Below are 16355 nucleotides of genomic sequence, written 5' to 3'. Positions count from 1 at the left end.
CGTCCTGCCGGGGCGGCCCGCTCCGGGGCGGGACGGTACCGGCAGGAGGCGTATGTGCCGCGTGGCAGGATGAGCGCATGTCCTTCCCGTTGACCTTGCTCTCAGAGTTCACGGAGCATCCGATAGTGCAGGCGCCCATGGCGGGCGGCGTGTCCTGTCCGGAGCTTGCCGGCAAGGTCAGCGAATCGGGCGGGCTGGGCTTCCTCGCCGCCGGCTACAAGACGCCGGAGGCCATGTACGAGGACGTCAAGCAGCTGCGGGGACTCACTCAGCGGCCCTTCGGCGTCAACCTGTTCATGCCGCAGCCCGATCACAGCGACTCGGGTTCGCTGGAGCGTTACCGCGCCCAGCTCGCGGGCGAGGCGATGTGGTACGAGACGGAGCTCGGCGACACCGATCACGCCACCGACGACGCCTACGAGGCGAAGCTCGCGATCCTCTTCGACGACCCCGTCCCCGTCGTCTCCTTCACCTTCGGCTGCCCCACGCGGGGCGTGCTCGAGCGTTTCCACAAGCGCGGGACGTTCACCGTGGTCACCGTCACCTCCGTCGAGGAGGCGCAGGTCGCGGAGTGGTCGGGGGCGGACGCCGTGTGCGTGCAGGGCGCGGAGGCGGGCGGCCACCGGGGCACGCACCGCGACGACCCGCAGGAGGACGGCACCGGCAGCGCTCTCGGGCTGCTCTCGCTCGTGACGCACGTCAAGGAGGCCGTACGACTGCCCGTGATCGCGGCGGGCGGCGTGATGCGGGGCAAGCAGATCGCGGCCGTGCTCGCCGCGGGGGCGAGCGCGGCACAGCTCGGCACGGCCTTCCTGGTGTGCCCCGAGTCGGGCGCCGACCCGGTGCACAAGCAGGCGATGACCAACTCCCTCTTCAACCGCACGGAGATGACCCGCGCGTTCACCGGCCGGCCCGCCCGCGCCCTGGTCAACCGCTTCCTGCGGGAGCACGGCCGGTACGCCCCCGCCGCCTACCCCCAGGTGCACCATCTGACGGCCGGGGTGCGGAAGGCGGCGGCCAAGGCGAAGGACCCGCAGGGAATGGCGCTGTGGGCGGGGCAGGGCCACCGGCTCGCGCGGGACCTTCCGGCAGCGCAGCTGATGGACGTCCTGGTGACGGAACTGGCCGTGGCCCGCGAGGCGTTGCTGAAACGCGGCAGCCCGGGCGGCGCGGCATGACGGCCCCGGTCTTCCTGGCCGACGGCGAGCGACTCGCGGGCCCCGCACGGTCGGGCAGCGGCACCGTCGTGCTGGACGGCCCGGAGGGACGGCACGCGGTGTCGGTGAAGCGGCTCCGTCCGGGCGAGGAGATCGTCCTGACGGACGGTGCGGGGACGGGCGTCGCGGGCACCGTCGAGACCGTTTCGGGCAAGGACCGCCTGGAGGTGGCCGTCACGTCCGTACGCACGGAGGAGGAACCCCGGCCGAGGGTCACCGTCGTGCAGGCGCTGCCGAAGGGCGACCGTGGCGAACTGGCGGTGGAGATGCTGACCGAGACCGGAGCGGACCGGATCGTGCCGTGGGCCGCGTCGCGCTGCGTGACGCAGTGGAAGGGCGAACGCGGTGTGAAGTCGCTCGGCAAGTGGCGTTCCACAGCACGGGAGGCGGGCAAGCAGGCACGCCGGCTGCGCTTCCCCGAGGTCGCGGACCTCGCCACGACCGCGCAGGTCGCGGAGTTGCTGCGGGACGCGGATCTGGGCATCGTGCTGCACGAGGAGGGCGGCGACCCCCTTGCCGCGGCCGAACTGCCTGCCGGCGGCGGCATCGTGCTGGTCGTCGGTCCCGAAGGGGGCGTCTCACCACAGGAGTTGACGTCCTTCGCCGAGGCGGGCGGGCAGCCCTTCCGGCTGGGACCGACGGTGCTGCGGACGTCCACCGCGGGGACGGCGGCGACCGCGCTGCTGCTGGGTCGTACGGGGCGCTGGTCATGAGGCATGCGTCCCTGGTCGTCCTGCCGCCCGCGTGCCGGGTGCGGCAGGGCTCACCCCCGGCGTCCTCGGCAGCCGCACGCCCGCCGGCGCCGGAACGGTGCGCACGGGTGCGTGTCCGGCCCGCACAGGTAGCATCCCCTGCATGGCTGGAGAACCCCAGGCGGACTGCCTGTTCTGCAAGATCGTGGCGGGTGACGTCCCGGCGACCGTCGTGCGCGAGTCGCAGACGATCGTCGCGTTCCGTGACATCAACCCTCAGGCGCCCACCCACATCCTCGTGATCCCCAAGGCGCACTACGTGGACGCCGCCTCCCTCGCCGCGGCCGAGCCGCACCTCGCCGCCGACGTGCTGGCCGAAGCGGGCGCGGTCGCCGAGGAGGAGAACATCGTCCCGTCGGAGACGGGCCCGGGCTCCGGCTACCGCATCGTGTTCAACACGGGCGCCGGCGCGGGTCAGACGGTCTTCCACGCGCACGCCCACGTGCTCGGCGGACGCGGCCTGAACTGGCCGCCCGGCTGAGCCCCGGGCACCTCCCATGTCCCTGCGTGAACTGGTCGTGCTGGGCACCGCCAGCCAGGTGCCCACCCGGCACCGCAACCACAACGGCTACGTGCTGCTGTGGGACGGCCACGGCATCCTCTTCGACCCCGGGGAAGGCACCCAGCGCCAGATGCTCCGCGCGGGTGTGGCCGCCCACGACCTGACGCGCATCTGTGTGACGCACTTCCACGGCGACCACTCTCTCGGTCTCGCCGGAGTCATCCAGCGCATCAACCTCGACCGGGTGCCCCATCCCGTCGTCGCGCACTATCCGGCGAGCGGACAGCGCTTCTTCGACCGCCTGCGCCATGCGACCGCGTACCGGGAGACGGTGCGGCTGGACGAGCAACCCGTCGGCGCGGCAGGGGAGTCGACGGCGGTGTGCGCGGACGTGACGGATGGCGCCGGCGGACGCGGGGACGTTCCGCCCTTCACCCTCACCGCGCACCGGCTCTCCCATCCCGTGGAGTCCTACGGCTACCGGCTCGTCGAACCCGACTCCCGCCGCATGCTGCCCGAGGAGCTCGCCGCACGGGGCATCCGCGGCCCCGACGTCGCCCGCCTCCAGCGCGAAGGCGAACTGCGGGGCGTACGGCTGGAGGACGTCAGCGCGCCGCGGCCCGGCCAGCGCTTCGCCTTCGTCATGGACACCCGGATGTGCGACGGGGTGCACGTCCTCGCCCGGGACTGCGATCTGCTCGTCATCGAGGCCACGTTCCTCGACGAGGACGTGTCCCTGGCCGAGGAGTACGGCCACCTCACGGCCGGACAGGCCGGCAGGGCGGCGGCGGAGGCCGGGGTGCGGCATCTTGTCCTCACGCACTTCTCCCAGCGCTACTCCGACACCTCCCTCTTCGCGCGGCAGGCCCGGCAGGCGGGCTTCGAGGGGGAGTTGACCGTGGCCGAGGACCTCGTGCGGGTGCCCGTCCCGAAGAGGCGGCCCTGACCGTACGGGCGTTCACCGGCCGGCCTCCGGCGGCGCACGGCAGACGTCACGTACATCCCGGGCGTCACGTCAAGTTCCTTGCTGAGCTCTGACAACAACTCCGCAACCGCGGCCCGGCATCCGTACTTTCGAAGGGCCGTGGGGGCAACCGTATCCGTTCGACTTCAGAACTGGAGCAGCCATGTCCCGTAAGCGGAAGCTGAGTCGGAAGCACAAGGTGGTCGCGGGCGTGAGCGCCGTCGCGATGGTGGCGGGGATCGCCGCGGTGACGGTGAGCACGAGCCAGGCCGCCGAGGCGTGCGCCGGACTCGACCAGGCCCTGCAGAACAACCAGAACTTCATCGCCGCTCAGCAGGCCAACCCCGACGCGCAGTCGGAGGCCCGCATCGCCAACCGGCAGGCCGTGATCGACCTGATCCAGCAACGCAGGCAGGCCGCCGGCTGCCAGTGAACCTGAGCGAGGCGGCGAGACGCCGGCCGTCGTGATCGCGGGGGGTGACCCGTGAACTCGGGGGGCCAGGGGATGCCCGTCGAGCGGAACGGCCGGTACCGGGCAATCGGTACCGGCCGTTCTTCACCTGCGTGCGGCATCGCCCGCGCCCTCGAGCCGTGCAGCCCGTGCTGCTGGGGGTGCTCCTCAGACCGGTTCGCCGGCCTCCATGAGTTCCATGAAGCGGCGCATGCCGATGTTGCCGCCGGAGACGACCACGCCGACGCGCGACGGAAGCGGGTCGACGCGCCCGGCGAGCAGTGCGGCCAGGCCCGTCGCTCCGCTGGGTTCCACGACGATCTTCAGCCGTTCGAAGGCGAACCGCATGGCCGCGAGGATCTCCTTCTCGCTCACCAACTCCACGCCGGCGAGCAGCCGTCGGTTGACGGAGAAGGTCAGCTCCCCGGGTGTGACGGCGCCCTGCCCGTCCGCGATGGTGCGCGGTACCCCGTCCAGCTCGACCCGGTGCCCGGCCGCCAGTGAACGGTGCGTGTCGTCGCCGGCCTCCGGCTCGACGCCGATGACGCGTATGCGCGGATACAGCGCGGTGGCGGCCGCCGAGGTGCCCGCGGCCAGCCCGCCGCCTCCGACCGGAACCAGCAGGGCGTCCAACTCGCCGGTCTTCTCCAGGAGTTCGAGGGCGGCCGTGCCTTGTCCGGCCATGATGTGCGGGTGCTCGTACGGCGGCACGATCGCCATCCCGCGCTCCTCGGCAAGCTGCTCGCCCAGAGCGACCCGGTCCTGTGTGTAGCGGTCGTAGGTGACGATCTCGGCGCCGTACGCCGCGGTGGCGTCCAGCTTGGACTGCGGGCTGTCCTCCGGCATGACGATGACGGCCTTGCTGCCCAGCTCGCGGGCCGCCAGCGCCACAGCCTGCGCGTGGTTCCCGGAGGAGTACGCCGCGACCCCGCGCGAGAGCCGCTCGGGGGACAGCTGGACGATCGCGTTGTAGGCGCCCCGGAACTTGAACGCCCCGGTGCGCTGGAAGTTCTCGCACTTGAGGTACGTCTCCGCGCCCACCAGGCGGTCCAGCGTGCGGGAGTGGAGCACCGGCGTACGGTGTGCCACTCCCTTCAGCCGGCCGGCGGCCTCACGGACGTCCTCCAGCGTGACGGGGCCGGTGGGCGGACTGCTGCTCATGCGGTGCTCCTCTGCCGGGGTGCGGACGGGTCTCCGGCCGGCGCCGGCCGGAGACCCCATCCTCACCCGCGCCGCGGCGGAAGAGGCAATCGATTTCGGCAGGAAGCGCATCGGACTGGGCATCCTGCACTTCCGGTCGTGCAGTCCGCCCCGCACCTGCTCGGCGTAGCCGCTCGGGAAGGCGTCGTGCTCACCGCCGGGGGCCTCGGCGTCCCGTGCGAGGGAAGCCGACAGACGCCCACACCCCTCCTCCACGTGCGCTGACGGAACTCCGCCGAACGGCGACACCCGGCCGCATGGTCGACGGTCTGCCCGCCGGGCGGCAGAGTTGGGCCGTAACACTCGGGCGTACAGACGAAGCCCCGGCACGACGAGGTGACGGCGGCGGACGGATTACGGAGGGCCTGATGGCACAGCAGGTGCGTGGAGTCATCGCGCCGGGCAGGAACGAGCCGGTGCGTGTGGAGACCGTGACGGTGCCGGACCCCGGCCCCGGCGAGGCCGTGGTGCGGGTGCAGGCGTGCGGCGTCTGCCACACCGACCTGCACTACAAGCAGGGCGGGATCAACGACGACTTCCCCTTCCTGCTCGGGCACGAGGCGGCCGGAGTCGTCGAGTCCGTGGGGGACGGCACCACCGAGGTGGAACCCGGCGACTTCGTGATCCTCAACTGGCGTGCGGTGTGCGGACAGTGCCGTGCCTGCAGTCGCGGACGTCCCTGGTACTGCTTCGACACACACAACGCGAGCCGGCAGATGACCCTCGCCGATTCCGGAGCCCCGCTCTCCCCGGCTCTCGGCATCGGCGCCTTCGCAGAGAAGACGCTCGTCGCTGCCGGGCAGTGCACGAAGGTCGACCCGGAGGCGTCGCCCGCAGTGGCCGGGCTGCTGGGCTGCGGCGTGATGGCGGGCATCGGCGCGGCGATCAACACCGGTGCCGTCGGCCGGGGCGACACCGTCGCCGTCATCGGCTGCGGCGGAGTGGGGGACGCGGCGGTGGCGGGCGCGCGGCTGGCGGGGGCGTCCCGCATCATCGCCGTCGACATCGAGGACCGGAAGCTCGCCATGGCCGAGTCCATGGGAGCCACCCACACGGTCAACTCCCGTACGAGCGACCCCGTCGAAGCCATCAGGGAGCTGACGGGCGGCTTCGGGGCGGACGTCGTCATCGAGGCGGTCGGCCGGCCCGAGACCTACGAACAGGCCTTCTACGCCCGTGACCTGGCCGGGACCGTGGTGCTCGTCGGGGTGCCCACCCCCGAGATGCGCCTGGAGCTGCCGCTGCTGGACGTCTTCGCCCGCGGCGGCTCGCTCAAGTCCTCGTGGTACGGCGACTGCCTGCCTTCACGGGACTTCCCCATGCTGATCGACCTCCACCAGCAGGGCCGTCTGGACCTGAGCAAGTTCGTCACCGAACGCATCGCCCTCGACGACGTGGAGGAGGCGTTCACGCGCATGGAGGCGGGAGACGTGCTGCGCTCCGTGGTGGTGTTCTGAACCGCCCGGGCCGGGGCCGCAGTTGTGGCTGAAGGGGCGAGCCGGGGCGGTCCGCGGGGCCGCCCCGGCCTCCCGCGCTCCGCTGCTCGCGGCCCGGGGAGGGGAAGCCGAGCCTGCGCCGTGAGTGGATCCACGGGACGGCGCCGGCCTGCCGTCGCCGCGAAGCGAACGCGCTGTGCTTTGCCCTGGCAGTAGATCCCCTTTACCGACCGATTACCCTGGTGCGGTGATTGCCCGATGCACGGACCGGCGCGGACGCCGGTCCTGATCTCACCGCGAGGGGGGCCGTGCCATGTATCCGCGCAGCGAAGCCACGGCTGACTCCCCGTCGGCACCGCACAACCCCTCCGGCGCCGCGCACCCCCGTGGCCGGACGCGCGGACGCTCCCGCCCGCGCTCGCGCGGGCGCCACAAACGGCACCGGCAAGCCGAGCGGCCGGTGCCTTCCGGGCCGCAGCCCCCAGCACCGGTCGCCCGTCCACGCCGTACCCGGCTTCCGACCCGACGCCGCCGCGTCGCCGCCGGACGCCGGGAAGGCACGTACGCCGCCGACCGATCACCGGAGGGCAGACGCCCGTGCACGACACCACAGCCATGCTCATCGAACTCGGGGCGATCATCCTCGCCCTGGGCCTCCTCGGACGCTTCGCGGGACGGGTGGGCTTCTCGCCCATTCCGCTCTACCTGCTCGCCGGGCTCGCCTTCGGCCACGGCGGCATCCTCCCGCTGCAGGCCAGTGAGGAATTCGTCGCGACCGGCGCCGAGATCGGCGTCATCCTGCTGCTGCTCCTGCTCGGCCTCGAATACAGCGCGTCCGAACTCGTCACCACCCTGAAGACCCAGTACCCGTCCGGGGCCGTCGACTTCGTACTCAACGCGCTGCCCGGCGCCGCCGCCGCCCTCATCCTCGGCTGGGGGCCGGTGGCCGCCGTCGTCCTCGCCGGTGTCACCTGGATCTCGTCCTCCGGCGTGATCGCGAAGGTCCTCGGCGACCTGGGACGGCTCGGCAACCGGGAGACGCCGGTCGTCCTCGGCGTACTGGTCCTCGAAGACCTCGCCATGGCCGTCTACCTGCCGATCCTCACCGCGCTGCTGGCAGGCGTCAGCCTCGCGGGAGGCACGCTGACACTGCTGATCTCCCTGGGCACCGTCGGCGCCGTCCTCTACCTCGCGCTGCGGCACGGCCGGCTGATCAGCCGCGTCGTCTCCTCCGACAGCGCCGAGATGCTGCTCCTCGTGGTGCTCGGCCTGACGCTCCTGGTCGCCGGCATCGCACAGGAACTCCAGGTCTCCGCGGCCGTCGGAGCGTTTCTCGTCGGCATCGCCCTGTCCGACGAGGTCGCCGAGGGCGCGCACAACCTGCTGACGCCGCTGCGCGACCTGTTCGCCGCCGTCTTCTTCGTGTTCTTCGGGCTCTCCACGGAACCCTCGGAGATCCCTCCCGTACTGCTGCCCGCGCTGATCCTCGCCGCCGTCACGGTGCTGACGAAGATCGCCACAGGCTGGTACGCCGCACGCCGCGCGGGAATCAGGACCGCCGGTAGGTGGCGTGCCGGGGGGACGCTCGTGGCCCGTGGCGAGTTCTCCATCGTCATCGCCGGTCTCGCGACGGGGGCGGAGCCGCAGGTCGGGCCGCTGGCGACGGCGTACGTCCTCATCCTCGTCGTCCTCGGCCCGCTCACCGCACGCTGGACGGAGCCCCTCGCCCGGCGCCTGGGGCTCTCCTCGCCGGCCCGTCCGGCGAAGGCGCAGCGGGAGGAGGCGTCCGACGGAGCCGTCGGGAAGGCCACCGGGAGTACGGCCGGGAGTGCGCGCGGCGACTCGGGCGACGTCGGCGACCCGGGCGGCGCCGGAGGCAGGGACGAGCCGGTCACCGACGACCGGGCCGACACGGCCGACGGGGCGGCCGGCACCCGCAGATGACCCGCTCGTCGCCGCGGCGGAGCGCCCGTGCCTCCGGGCACCTGCGCTCCGCCGCCGCCGGGGGCGGGCGGCGCGCTCCGTGCGTCGGGTTGGCCCGATGCCGTGGTCACGCGGTACACCGGAGACACCACGAGATGCGGGGCCGGCACGGAGCGGAGGAGCCAGGTGAGTTCGGGCGCGGGGAAGGAAGCCGGCAGCACCGGAGGTGACGACGGCCGCCAGGACGGCGTCCCCCGCATGGACGCCGTCCCCGGCACGACCGTGCACGGGCACCACTTCGACCCGCTGGCCCCGCTCCGCACCCCCGCGGACCCGGTCTGCGACGTCTACCTGACCGGCACCGTCTTCCTGGACATCATCTTCACCGGTCTCGACTCCGCACCCGTACGCGGCACCGAGTCCTGGGCGCGCGGCATGGGCTCCAGCCCCGGCGGCGTGGCGAACATGGCCACGGCGCTGGCCCGGCTCGGGCTGCGCACCTCGCTCGCTGCGGCCTTCGGCGACGACATGTACGGCGACTACTGCCGGGAGGCGCTGGAGAAGGGGGAGGGCATCGACCTCGCGTTCTCCCACACCGTCCCGGGCTGGCACTCGCCGGTGACGGTCTCCATGGCCTACGAGGGCGAACGGACGATGATCTCGCACGGCCACGAGGCGCCGGCCAGGCGAGCGGCGACGTCCACCGGGCCGGGCCTGGGCGGAGCACCCAACGATCCGGAGGCTCCCGACTGCCCGCCGCCGTCCCGGGCCTGCGTGACCTCCCTCGCCCCCGGCGACGGCCAGGACTGGATCGCGACGGCGGCCCGCCACGGCAGCCGCATCTTCGCCGACACCGGCTGGGACGACACCGGCCGCTGGGACCTCGGCTCCCTTCCGGACCTGGCGCACTGCGAGGCATTCCTGCCCAACGCCCAGGAAGCGATGCGCTACACGGGATGCGACTGCCCGCGCGCCGCCGCCCGCCGACTGGGCGAGCGGGTGCCGTTGGCCGTCGTCACGCTCGGAGCCCAGGGGTCGTACGCCGTCGACTCCGCGTCGGGCGAGACCGCGGAGATCCCCGCCGTCCCCGTCGACGCCCTGGACACGACGGGCGCAGGCGACGTCTTCGCCGCCGGCTTCGTCGTGGGGTCGCTCGCGGGCTGGCCGCTGACGGACCGGCTCGCGTTCGCGGGGCTGACGGCTGCGCTCTCGGTCCAGGAGTTCGGGGGCTCGCTCTCGGCGCCCGGCTGGGCCGAGATCGCCGCATGGTGGCGCCGGGAGCGGCCGTTCGACGCCGTCGGCACGTACGCCTTCCTGGAGGCGCTCCTGACGGGATGCGGCCGGCCGACGGCTCTGCGCCGGGCCGTTCCGACCATCGGCTTCGGCCGCGGCAGGCCACCGGCGTAGCGGACGCGGGAGCCACCGGAGAGGGCAGACCTGGAGCGCCCGCACCCCGGGCGCCGGGCCGCGGTGCGCACCGGCGGGTTCACGGGCCGCGGTGCGGGGAAACCATTCTGGCTTGTCAGTCGCCCGTCGTATTCTTGGAAGCCAAGTGATGCAGACGCAGAGAGGGATGAGGAAGGCCCGACCGGGTCACCCATGACGCAGACAACGACGAATCAGGCGGGTTCCCCGCAGGAGACGGCCCGCTTCACCGTTCCGGCCAAGCACCCGATGGTGACGGTGCTGGGCTCAGGCGACTCCCTGCTGCGCGTGATCGAGCAGGCCTTCCCCGCCGCTGACATCCACGTGCGCGGCAACGAGATCAGCGCCACGGGAGAAGCGGGAGAGGTCGCCCTCATCCAGCGCCTCTTCGACGAGATGATGCTGGTCCTCCGCACCGGCCAGCCCATGACGGAGGACGCGGTGGAACGCACCATCGCGATGCTCCGCGACCAGCAGGACGGCAGGGGCTCCGGCACCGAGACCCCGGCCGAGGTGCTCACGCAGAACATCCTCTCCAACCGCGGCCGTACGATCCGCCCCAAGACGCTCAACCAGAAGCGCTACGTCGACGCGATCGACAAGCACACGGTCGTCTTCGGCATCGGCCCGGCGGGCACGGGCAAGACCTACCTCGCGATGGCCAAGGCCGTGCAGGCACTGCAGTCCAAGCAGGTCAACCGCATCATCCTGACGCGGCCGGCGGTCGAGGCGGGGGAGCGGCTGGGCTTCCTGCCCGGCACGCTCTACGAGAAGATCGACCCGTATCTGCGTCCGCTCTACGACGCCCTGCACGACATGCTCGACCCGGATTCGATCCCCCGCCTGATGGCCGCCGGAACGATCGAGGTCGCACCGCTGGCCTACATGAGGGGCCGGGCCCAGCCGGTCTTCACCAGGGTCATGACCCCGGACGGCTGGCGCCCCATAGGGGAACTGCGGGTGGGGGACCTGGTCACCGGCTCGAACGGCGAGCCCACTCCCGTCCTCGGCGTCTACCCGCAGGGTGAGAAGGACGTCCACCGCGTCACAGCGCAGGACGGCTCATGGACGCTGTGCTGCGGCGAACACCTCTGGACCGTCCGCACGGCCGCGGACCGGCGCGACGGCAAGCCCTGGCGGGTGCTGGAGACCCAGGAGATGACCGGCAGTCTCGGGGCCGCTCATGCCCGCCGGTACGAACTGCCGCTCCTCACGGCCCCGGTCGGTCTCCCGGCCCGGGAAACCCCCGTGGACGCCTACGCCTTGGGGCTGCTGCTCGGCGACGGCGCTCTCACCGGTTCCACCTCCCCGTCGTCCTCCACGGCCGATCCGGAACTCGCCGAGGCATTCGAGGCGGCGCTGCCGGGGGTCGCGCTGCGTCACGGCGGCGGGTCCGGCCACGTCCTGAACCGGCCCGGGGAGTCTGTGCCGCCGGGAACGGACGTCGTCACGCTGGAGAACCCCGTCACGCGTGTGCTGCGCGAGATGGACGTGCTCGGCGGCCCTTCCGGCACCCGGACCGTGCCGGACGTCTACCTCCACAACTCCGCCGACGTCAGGCTGGCCCTGCTCCAGGGACTTCTCGACTCCGGCGGTGTTCCCGTCGCAGAGGCCGACCGGACCTGCCGTGTCCGGTACACGACCACATCGGCCTTGCTGCGCGACGACGTCATCTCCCTCGTCCAGTCCCTCGGCGGCGTCGCGCACACCCGCCGCAGGCAGGACGCGCACGTCGTCGGCGTCCGGCTCCCCGAGGGCGTCGAGCCGTTCCGTCTCGCCCACAAGCGGGAGAAGTACCGTGCCGCAGGCGGCGGGGGGCGTCCGATGCGCTTCATCGACAGCATCGAGCCGGCCGGCCGTGAGGAAACGGTGTGCATCCAGGTCGCGGCCGAGGACTCGCTGTATGTCACGGAGAACTACCTGCTGACGCACAACACCCTCAACGACGCCTTCATCATTCTCGACGAGGCGCAGAACACCAATCCCGAGCAGATGAAGATGTTCCTCACCCGGCTCGGTTTCGACTCGCAGATCGTCATCACCGGAGACGTCACGCAGGTCGACCTGCCCGGCGGCACGAAGAGCGGTCTGCGGCAGGTCCGGGAGATCCTCGACGACGTCCCGGACGTGCACTTCGCCGAACTCGACAGCTCCGACGTGGTCCGTCACAAGCTCGTCGGACGCATCGTCGACGCCTACGCCCGCTACGACGACCGCAACGAGGCCGAGTCCGGCAGAGGGCACGGGCACGGGCACGACGGCCCGGGCAGATCCGGCGACCGCAGTCCCAACGGAAAGCGCTGAGACACACGCGTCATGACGATCGACGTCAACAACGAATCCGGGCGGAAGGTCGACGAGGCCGCGCTGCTCGACATCGCCCGCTACGCACTGGGGCGCATGCGCATCCACCCGCTCTCCGAGCTCTCGGTCATCGTCGTGGATGCCGACGCCATGGAGCAGCTGCACCTGCAGTGGATGGACCTGCCCGGCCCGACGGACGTGATGTCCTTCCCGATGGACGAGCTGCGTCCGCCGGTGCGGGACGAGGAGGACCCTCCGCAGGGCCTGCTCGGTGACATCGTCCTGTGCCCCGAGGTCGCCGAGCGGCAGGGAGCGGACGCCCCGACGCAGCACTCCATGGACGAGGAGCTCCAGCTGCTCACCGTCCACGGCGTGCTGCACCTGCTGGGGTACGACCACGACGAGTCGGCGGAGAAGGCCGAGATGTTCAGCCTGCAGTCCGCGATCCTGGACGGCTGGCGTGCGGAGCAGGGTCTCACCGGCCCCTCCCCGGCCCCCACCACCACGTCGTGACCGCGCAGTTCGTCGCCGCGGCGGCGCTGCTGGTCGTCATCGCCTGGCTCGCCGCCTGCGCGGAGGCCGGCCTTGCCCGTACGACCAGCTACCGCGCGGAGGAAGCGGTACGGCAGGGGCGGCGCGGTGCGGAGCGCCTCGCCGTCGTGGCCGCGGACCCGACGCGTTATCTGAATCTGGCGCTGCTGGTGCGCGTCGCCTGCGAGGTGGCCTCGGGCGTCCTGGTCACCTACACGTGTCTGCGCGTCTTCGAGGAGACGTGGCAGGCCCTCGTGGTCGCGATGGGCGTGATGGTGCTGGTCAGTTATGTCGCGATCGGTGTCTCGCCGCGCACCATCGGCCGCCAGCATCCGCTGAACACGGCCACCGCGGCCTCGTACGTCCTGGTGCCGCTGGTGCGCATCCTGGGCCCGGTGCCGCAGCTGCTGATCCTGCTGGGGAACGCGCTGACGCCCGGGAAGGGCTTCCGCAAGGGCCCGTTCGCGAGTGAGGCGGAGCTGCGGGCGCTGGTCGACCTGGCCGAACAGGAGTCGCTGATCGAGGCCGAGGAGCGGAAGATGGTGCACTCCGTCTTCCAGCTCGGCGACACGATCGTCCGTGAGGTGATGGTGCCGCGTACGGACCTGATCACCATCGAGCGGTTCAAGACGATAAGGCAGGCGCTGACGCTCGCGCTGCGTTCGGGTTTCTCGCGCATCCCCGTCGTGGGGGAGAGCGAGGACGACATCGTCGGCATCGTCTACCTCAAGGACCTGGCGCGCAGGGTGCACATCAGCCGCGAGGCCGAGACGGAACTGGTCTCGACGGCGATGCGCCCCGCGGCGTTCGTCCCGGACACGAAGAACGCGGGCGATCTGCTGCGTGAGATGCAGCAGGACCGCATCCACGTGGCCGTCGTCATCGACGAGTACGGCGGCACGGCGGGCATCGTGACCATCGAGGACATCCTGGAGGAGATCGTCGGGGAGATCACCGACGAGTACGACCGCGAGCTGCCGCCCGTGGAGGAGCTGGAAGAGGGCCGCTACCGCGTCACGGCCCGTCTCGACATCGGCGACCTGGGCGAGCTCTACGACCTCGTCGGCCTGGACGACGAGGACGTGGAGACGGTCGGGGGTCTGCTGGCGAAGTCGCTGGGCCGGGTGCCCATCGCCGGCGCGACAGCGACGGTCGACGTCACGGAGGACCGCTCCGACCCGACGCTGACCGCCCTGCGGCTCACGGCGGAGGCTCCGGCGGGCCGCCGGAACCGGATCGTGACGGTGCTGGTGGAGCCGGTGCGTTCCGGAGCGGACGCGAACGGCCGCTCCGCGGACGAGACCGCCGACGCCTGACGGGTGGAGCCGTGCCGGCGTCGCACCCTCGCACCCTCGCAGCCGGTCGTCGGACCGTCGGGCCGGTGCCGTACGGCGGTGGGAGGCTGGACGTATGACGCCGGACGAGCTGCGCACGTACTGCCTGGGGTTCGACGGAGCGAGTGAGGACCGCCCCTTTCCGGGGAGTCCGGGCCTGTCCGTCTTCAGGGTGGGCGGGAAGATCTTCGCCTTCTGTGCGCTGGACGGGGTCCCGCTGCAGGTGAGCCTGAAGTGCGAACCCGAGCTGGCCGTGCAGCTGCGCGCCGCCCACGCGGCCGTCATGCCCGGCTACCACCTCGACAAGCGGCACTGGAACACCGTCACGCTCGACGGGACCCTCCCCGGGCAGATGGTCGAGGACATGGTCGAGGATTCCTACGACCTGGTGGTCGCCGGGCTGTCGCGCGCGGAACGGCTGCGGCTCGACCGGCCCTGAGTGCAAGACGCGTAGCGGTCAGGAAGCGCAGAAGTCCCCGTCCACGACCGGCGTTGCGGCGCTCCGGACCCCCGGAGATCCCGGAACGGCAGCGTCATATGCTCCTACGCATGAGTGACCAGACTGACCAGGCGCTGGACCAAGAGGACCGCAAGCTCCTCACGCTGGCGCGCAGCGCCCGTGCCCGCAACGGCGTTCCGGAGGGAGCGGCGGTACGTGACGAGACGGGCCGCACGTACGTGGCGGGTTCCGTCGCGCTGGCCTCGCTGAAGCTGAGCGCCCTGCAGACGGCGGTCGCGATGGCGGTGGCGTCCGGTGCCGCGTCGCTGGAGGCCGCGGCCGTGGTGACGGAGGCCGAGCTGATCCCCGCAGCGGATCTCTCAGCGGTGCGCGATCTCTCGGGCGATGCCACGACCGTGCTGCTGGCAGGCCCCGACGGGAAGCTGCGGGCGACGGTCACGGCGGGCTGAGCGCCACCGGCCGGTCGGGGGCACTCACCCGATCGGGGACAATGGTCGCCATGGATGCACCTTCCCCCGTTTCGCCTGCGGACGAGGCCACCCCGGCGCCGCACCGCTCCGGCTTCGCTTGCTTCGTAGGCCGCCCGAACGCGGGCAAGTCGACGCTCACCAACGCGCTGGTGGGGACGAAGGTCGCGATCACCTCCAACCGTCCCCAGACGACGAGGCACACGGTCCGCGGCATCGTGCACAGGCCCGGGGCGCAGCTCGTCCTCGTCGACACCCCGGGACTGCACAAGCCGCGCACGCTGCTGGGGGAGAGGCTCAACGACGTCGTCCGTACGACGTGGGCGGAGGTCGACGTCATCGGTTTCTGCCTCCCGGCCGACCAGAAGATCGGCCCCGGGGACCGCTTCATCGCCGGTGAACTGGCCGGTCTGAAGCGGACGCCGAAGGTCGCCGTCGTCACCAAGTCGGACCTGGTCGACTCGAAGGCGCTCGCCGAGCAGCTGATCGCCGTGGACCGGCTCGGCAAGGAGGCCGGCATCGAGTGGGCGGAGATCGTTCCGGTCTCGGCGGTCGAGGACCGGCAGGTGTCGCTGCTTGCCGACCTGCTGGAGCCGCTCCTGCCCGAGGGGCCGCCGCTCTACCCGGACGGTGATCTGACGGACGAGCCGGAGCAGGTCATGGTCGCCGAACTCATCCGCGAGGCGGCCCTGGAGGGCGTGCGGGACGAACTGCCGCACTCCATCGCCGTGGTCGTCGAGGAGATGCTGCCCAGGGAGGACCGTCCGGCCGACCGGCCGCTGCTGGACATCCACGCCAACATCTTCCTGGAGCGTCCCAGCCAGAAGGGCATCGTGATCGGCCCGAAGGGCAAGCGCCTGAAGGCGGTCGGCACGGCCTCGCGCAGCCACATCGAGGCGCTGCTGGGCACGCCCGTCTACCTGGACCTGCACGTGAAGGTCGCGAAGGACTGGCAGCGCGACCCCAAGGCGCTTCGGCGGCTGGGCTTCTAGGGCACGTCCTGTGCCGGGCGGGTCCGCGCCGCGGGCCCCTCGCCAGTGCCGTGGCCGGGAAGGTTCACCGGCTCTCGACGCCCGGCGAGCCTTCCCGGCCGCGCCACTACGCGCCTTCGCTCAGCACCTTCTTCACCAGCGCCGACTGGGCCTCGGTGAGGCGGGGGTCCGCGCACCGGGCCGACTCGCCGTCCACCTCGATCTCGTAGTGGAAGCCGTCGGGGACGACGGGCGCCGGAGCACCGCGGCCCTCGGTGAGTGCCGTACGGGCCAGAGCGGTCAACTCGGCGGCGTCCGGCCGCTGTCCGGTCTCGAGCGTGGCGCGGCGGACGATGCCCGCGAAGCCGCCGCTGCGGGTGACGGTGATACGCATGGCATCCATCCTGCCGCCGTGGCG

Annotated in this window: 16 protein-coding genes; 14 read left to right on the top strand and 2 right to left on the bottom strand. The window is 72.0% G+C overall.

What is annotated here, in order from left to right; translation table 11 throughout:
- The first annotated feature begins 77 nt into the window (after positions 1–77).
- The 5 genes from ACFPA8_RS03595 to ACFPA8_RS03575 all read left to right on the top strand — a co-directional run bounded on the left by ACFPA8_RS03595 (position 78) and on the right by ACFPA8_RS03575 (position 3868).
- Complete coding sequence (locus ACFPA8_RS03595) at positions 78–1178, top strand: nitronate monooxygenase (RefSeq protein WP_386442093.1); 1101 nt, start codon at positions 78–80, stop codon at positions 1176–1178.
- A complete protein-coding gene (locus tag ACFPA8_RS03590; RefSeq protein WP_386442090.1) occupies positions 1175–1930 on the top strand; it encodes a 16S rRNA (uracil(1498)-N(3))-methyltransferase in 756 nt (251 codons plus the stop codon). Before ACFPA8_RS03595 ends, ACFPA8_RS03590 begins: the two co-directional genes overlap by 4 nt.
- A 142-nt stretch (positions 1931–2072) precedes the next feature.
- A complete protein-coding gene (locus tag ACFPA8_RS03585) occupies positions 2073–2450 on the top strand; it encodes a histidine triad nucleotide-binding protein (RefSeq protein ID WP_386442088.1) in 378 nt (125 codons plus the stop codon).
- A gap of 16 nt (positions 2451–2466) precedes the next feature.
- Positions 2467–3417 carry a ribonuclease Z gene (locus ACFPA8_RS03580; RefSeq protein ID WP_386442085.1) on the top strand — a complete coding sequence of 317 codons (951 nt, stop codon included), beginning with the start codon at positions 2467–2469 and terminating at the stop codon, positions 3415–3417.
- Between the two features lie 181 nt (positions 3418–3598).
- Entirely contained in the window at positions 3599–3868 is a 270-nt protein-coding gene (locus ACFPA8_RS03575) for a hypothetical protein (protein ID WP_386442083.1), read from the top strand.
- Positions 3869–4054: 186 nt separating this feature from the next.
- On the opposite strand, the gene ACFPA8_RS03570 is transcribed toward ACFPA8_RS03575, so the two are convergent.
- On the bottom strand, positions 4055–5047 hold the full coding sequence (locus tag ACFPA8_RS03570) for a pyridoxal-phosphate dependent enzyme (protein WP_386442080.1): 993 nt from the start codon (positions 5045–5047) through the stop codon (positions 4055–4057).
- 407 nt (positions 5048–5454) lie between these two features.
- Between ACFPA8_RS03570 and ACFPA8_RS03565 the strand changes: the two genes are divergently transcribed.
- The 9 genes from ACFPA8_RS03565 to era all read left to right on the top strand — a co-directional run bounded on the left by ACFPA8_RS03565 (position 5455) and on the right by era (position 15958).
- On the top strand, positions 5455–6543 hold the full coding sequence (locus tag ACFPA8_RS03565; protein WP_386442077.1) for an S-(hydroxymethyl)mycothiol dehydrogenase: 1089 nt from the start codon (positions 5455–5457) through the stop codon (positions 6541–6543).
- Between the two features lie 576 nt (positions 6544–7119).
- The gene (locus tag ACFPA8_RS03560) at positions 7120–8466 is read left to right on the top strand and encodes a cation:proton antiporter (protein WP_386442074.1); all 1347 of its coding nucleotides are present in this window, start codon (positions 7120–7122) and stop codon (positions 8464–8466) included.
- A 237-nt stretch (positions 8467–8703) separates the two neighbouring features.
- The gene (locus ACFPA8_RS03555; RefSeq protein WP_386442809.1) at positions 8704–9852 is read left to right on the top strand and encodes a carbohydrate kinase family protein; all 1149 of its coding nucleotides are present in this window, start codon (positions 8704–8706) and stop codon (positions 9850–9852) included.
- A gap of 192 nt (positions 9853–10044) precedes the next feature.
- Complete coding sequence (locus ACFPA8_RS03550) at positions 10045–12174, top strand: PhoH family protein (RefSeq protein WP_386442071.1); 2130 nt, start codon at positions 10045–10047, stop codon at positions 12172–12174.
- Between the two features lie 12 nt (positions 12175–12186).
- On the top strand, positions 12187–12687 hold the full coding sequence (gene ybeY / locus ACFPA8_RS03545; RefSeq protein ID WP_386442068.1) for an rRNA maturation RNase YbeY: 501 nt from the start codon (positions 12187–12189) through the stop codon (positions 12685–12687).
- Positions 12684–14021, top strand: a complete 1338-nt coding sequence (locus ACFPA8_RS03540; protein ID WP_386442065.1) for a hemolysin family protein — start codon at positions 12684–12686, stop codon at positions 14019–14021. Before ybeY ends, ACFPA8_RS03540 begins: the two co-directional genes overlap by 4 nt.
- Before the next feature lie 94 nt (positions 14022–14115).
- Positions 14116–14478 carry an MmcQ/YjbR family DNA-binding protein gene (locus ACFPA8_RS03535; protein WP_386442062.1) on the top strand — a complete coding sequence of 121 codons (363 nt, stop codon included), beginning with the start codon at positions 14116–14118 and terminating at the stop codon, positions 14476–14478.
- Positions 14479–14576: 98 nt separating this feature from the next.
- Entirely contained in the window at positions 14577–14948 is a 372-nt protein-coding gene (locus ACFPA8_RS03530; protein WP_386442059.1) for a cytidine deaminase, read from the top strand.
- 41 nt (positions 14949–14989) lie between these two features.
- On the top strand, positions 14990–15958 hold the full coding sequence (gene era, locus ACFPA8_RS03525; protein WP_386442056.1) for a GTPase Era: 969 nt from the start codon (positions 14990–14992) through the stop codon (positions 15956–15958).
- Positions 15959–16064: 106 nt separating this feature from the next.
- Here the strand turns inward: era and ACFPA8_RS03520 are convergent, their stop codons facing one another.
- Positions 16065–16331, bottom strand: coding sequence for a protealysin inhibitor emfourin (locus ACFPA8_RS03520; protein WP_386442053.1), 267 nt, complete (start codon positions 16329–16331; stop codon positions 16065–16067).
- Positions 16332–16355: the final 24 nt, after the last annotated feature.

Source organism: Streptomyces ovatisporus (genome assembly GCF_042653885.1).
GTDB lineage: Bacteria > Actinomycetota > Actinomycetes > Streptomycetales > Streptomycetaceae > Streptomyces > Streptomyces ovatisporus.
Note: the sequence above shows the minus strand (reverse complement) of the source record. Positions and strands in the feature narration are given on the sequence as shown.

Bases quoted from the DNA above. Each gene is read 5' to 3' on its own strand.
- ACFPA8_RS03565 (WP_386442077.1), top strand. From the start codon at position 5,455: ATGGCACAGCAGGTGCGTGGAGTCATCGCGCCGGGCAGGAACGAGCCG.
- ACFPA8_RS03590 (WP_386442090.1), top strand. From the start codon at position 1,175: ATGACGGCCCCGGTCTTCCTGGCCGACGGCGAGCGACTCGCGGGCCCC.
- ACFPA8_RS03585 (WP_386442088.1), top strand. From the start codon at position 2,073: ATGGCTGGAGAACCCCAGGCGGACTGCCTGTTCTGCAAGATCGTGGCG.
- era (WP_386442056.1), top strand. From the start codon at position 14,990: ATGGTCGCCATGGATGCACCTTCCCCCGTTTCGCCTGCGGACGAGGCC.
- ACFPA8_RS03535 (WP_386442062.1), top strand. From the start codon at position 14,116: ATGACGCCGGACGAGCTGCGCACGTACTGCCTGGGGTTCGACGGAGCG.
- ACFPA8_RS03555 (WP_386442809.1), top strand. From the start codon at position 8,704: ATGGACGCCGTCCCCGGCACGACCGTGCACGGGCACCACTTCGACCCG.
- ACFPA8_RS03570 (WP_386442080.1), bottom strand. From the start codon at position 5,047: ATGAGCAGCAGTCCGCCCACCGGCCCCGTCACGCTGGAGGACGTCCGT.
- ACFPA8_RS03595 (WP_386442093.1), top strand. From the start codon at position 78: ATGTCCTTCCCGTTGACCTTGCTCTCAGAGTTCACGGAGCATCCGATA.
- ACFPA8_RS03575 (WP_386442083.1), top strand. From the start codon at position 3,599: ATGTCCCGTAAGCGGAAGCTGAGTCGGAAGCACAAGGTGGTCGCGGGC.
- ybeY (WP_386442068.1), top strand. From the start codon at position 12,187: ATGACGATCGACGTCAACAACGAATCCGGGCGGAAGGTCGACGAGGCC.
- ACFPA8_RS03550 (WP_386442071.1), top strand. From the start codon at position 10,045: ATGACGCAGACAACGACGAATCAGGCGGGTTCCCCGCAGGAGACGGCC.
- ACFPA8_RS03580 (WP_386442085.1), top strand. From the start codon at position 2,467: ATGTCCCTGCGTGAACTGGTCGTGCTGGGCACCGCCAGCCAGGTGCCC.
- ACFPA8_RS03520 (WP_386442053.1), bottom strand. From the start codon at position 16,331: ATGCGTATCACCGTCACCCGCAGCGGCGGCTTCGCGGGCATCGTCCGC.
- ACFPA8_RS03530 (WP_386442059.1), top strand. From the start codon at position 14,577: ATGCTCCTACGCATGAGTGACCAGACTGACCAGGCGCTGGACCAAGAG.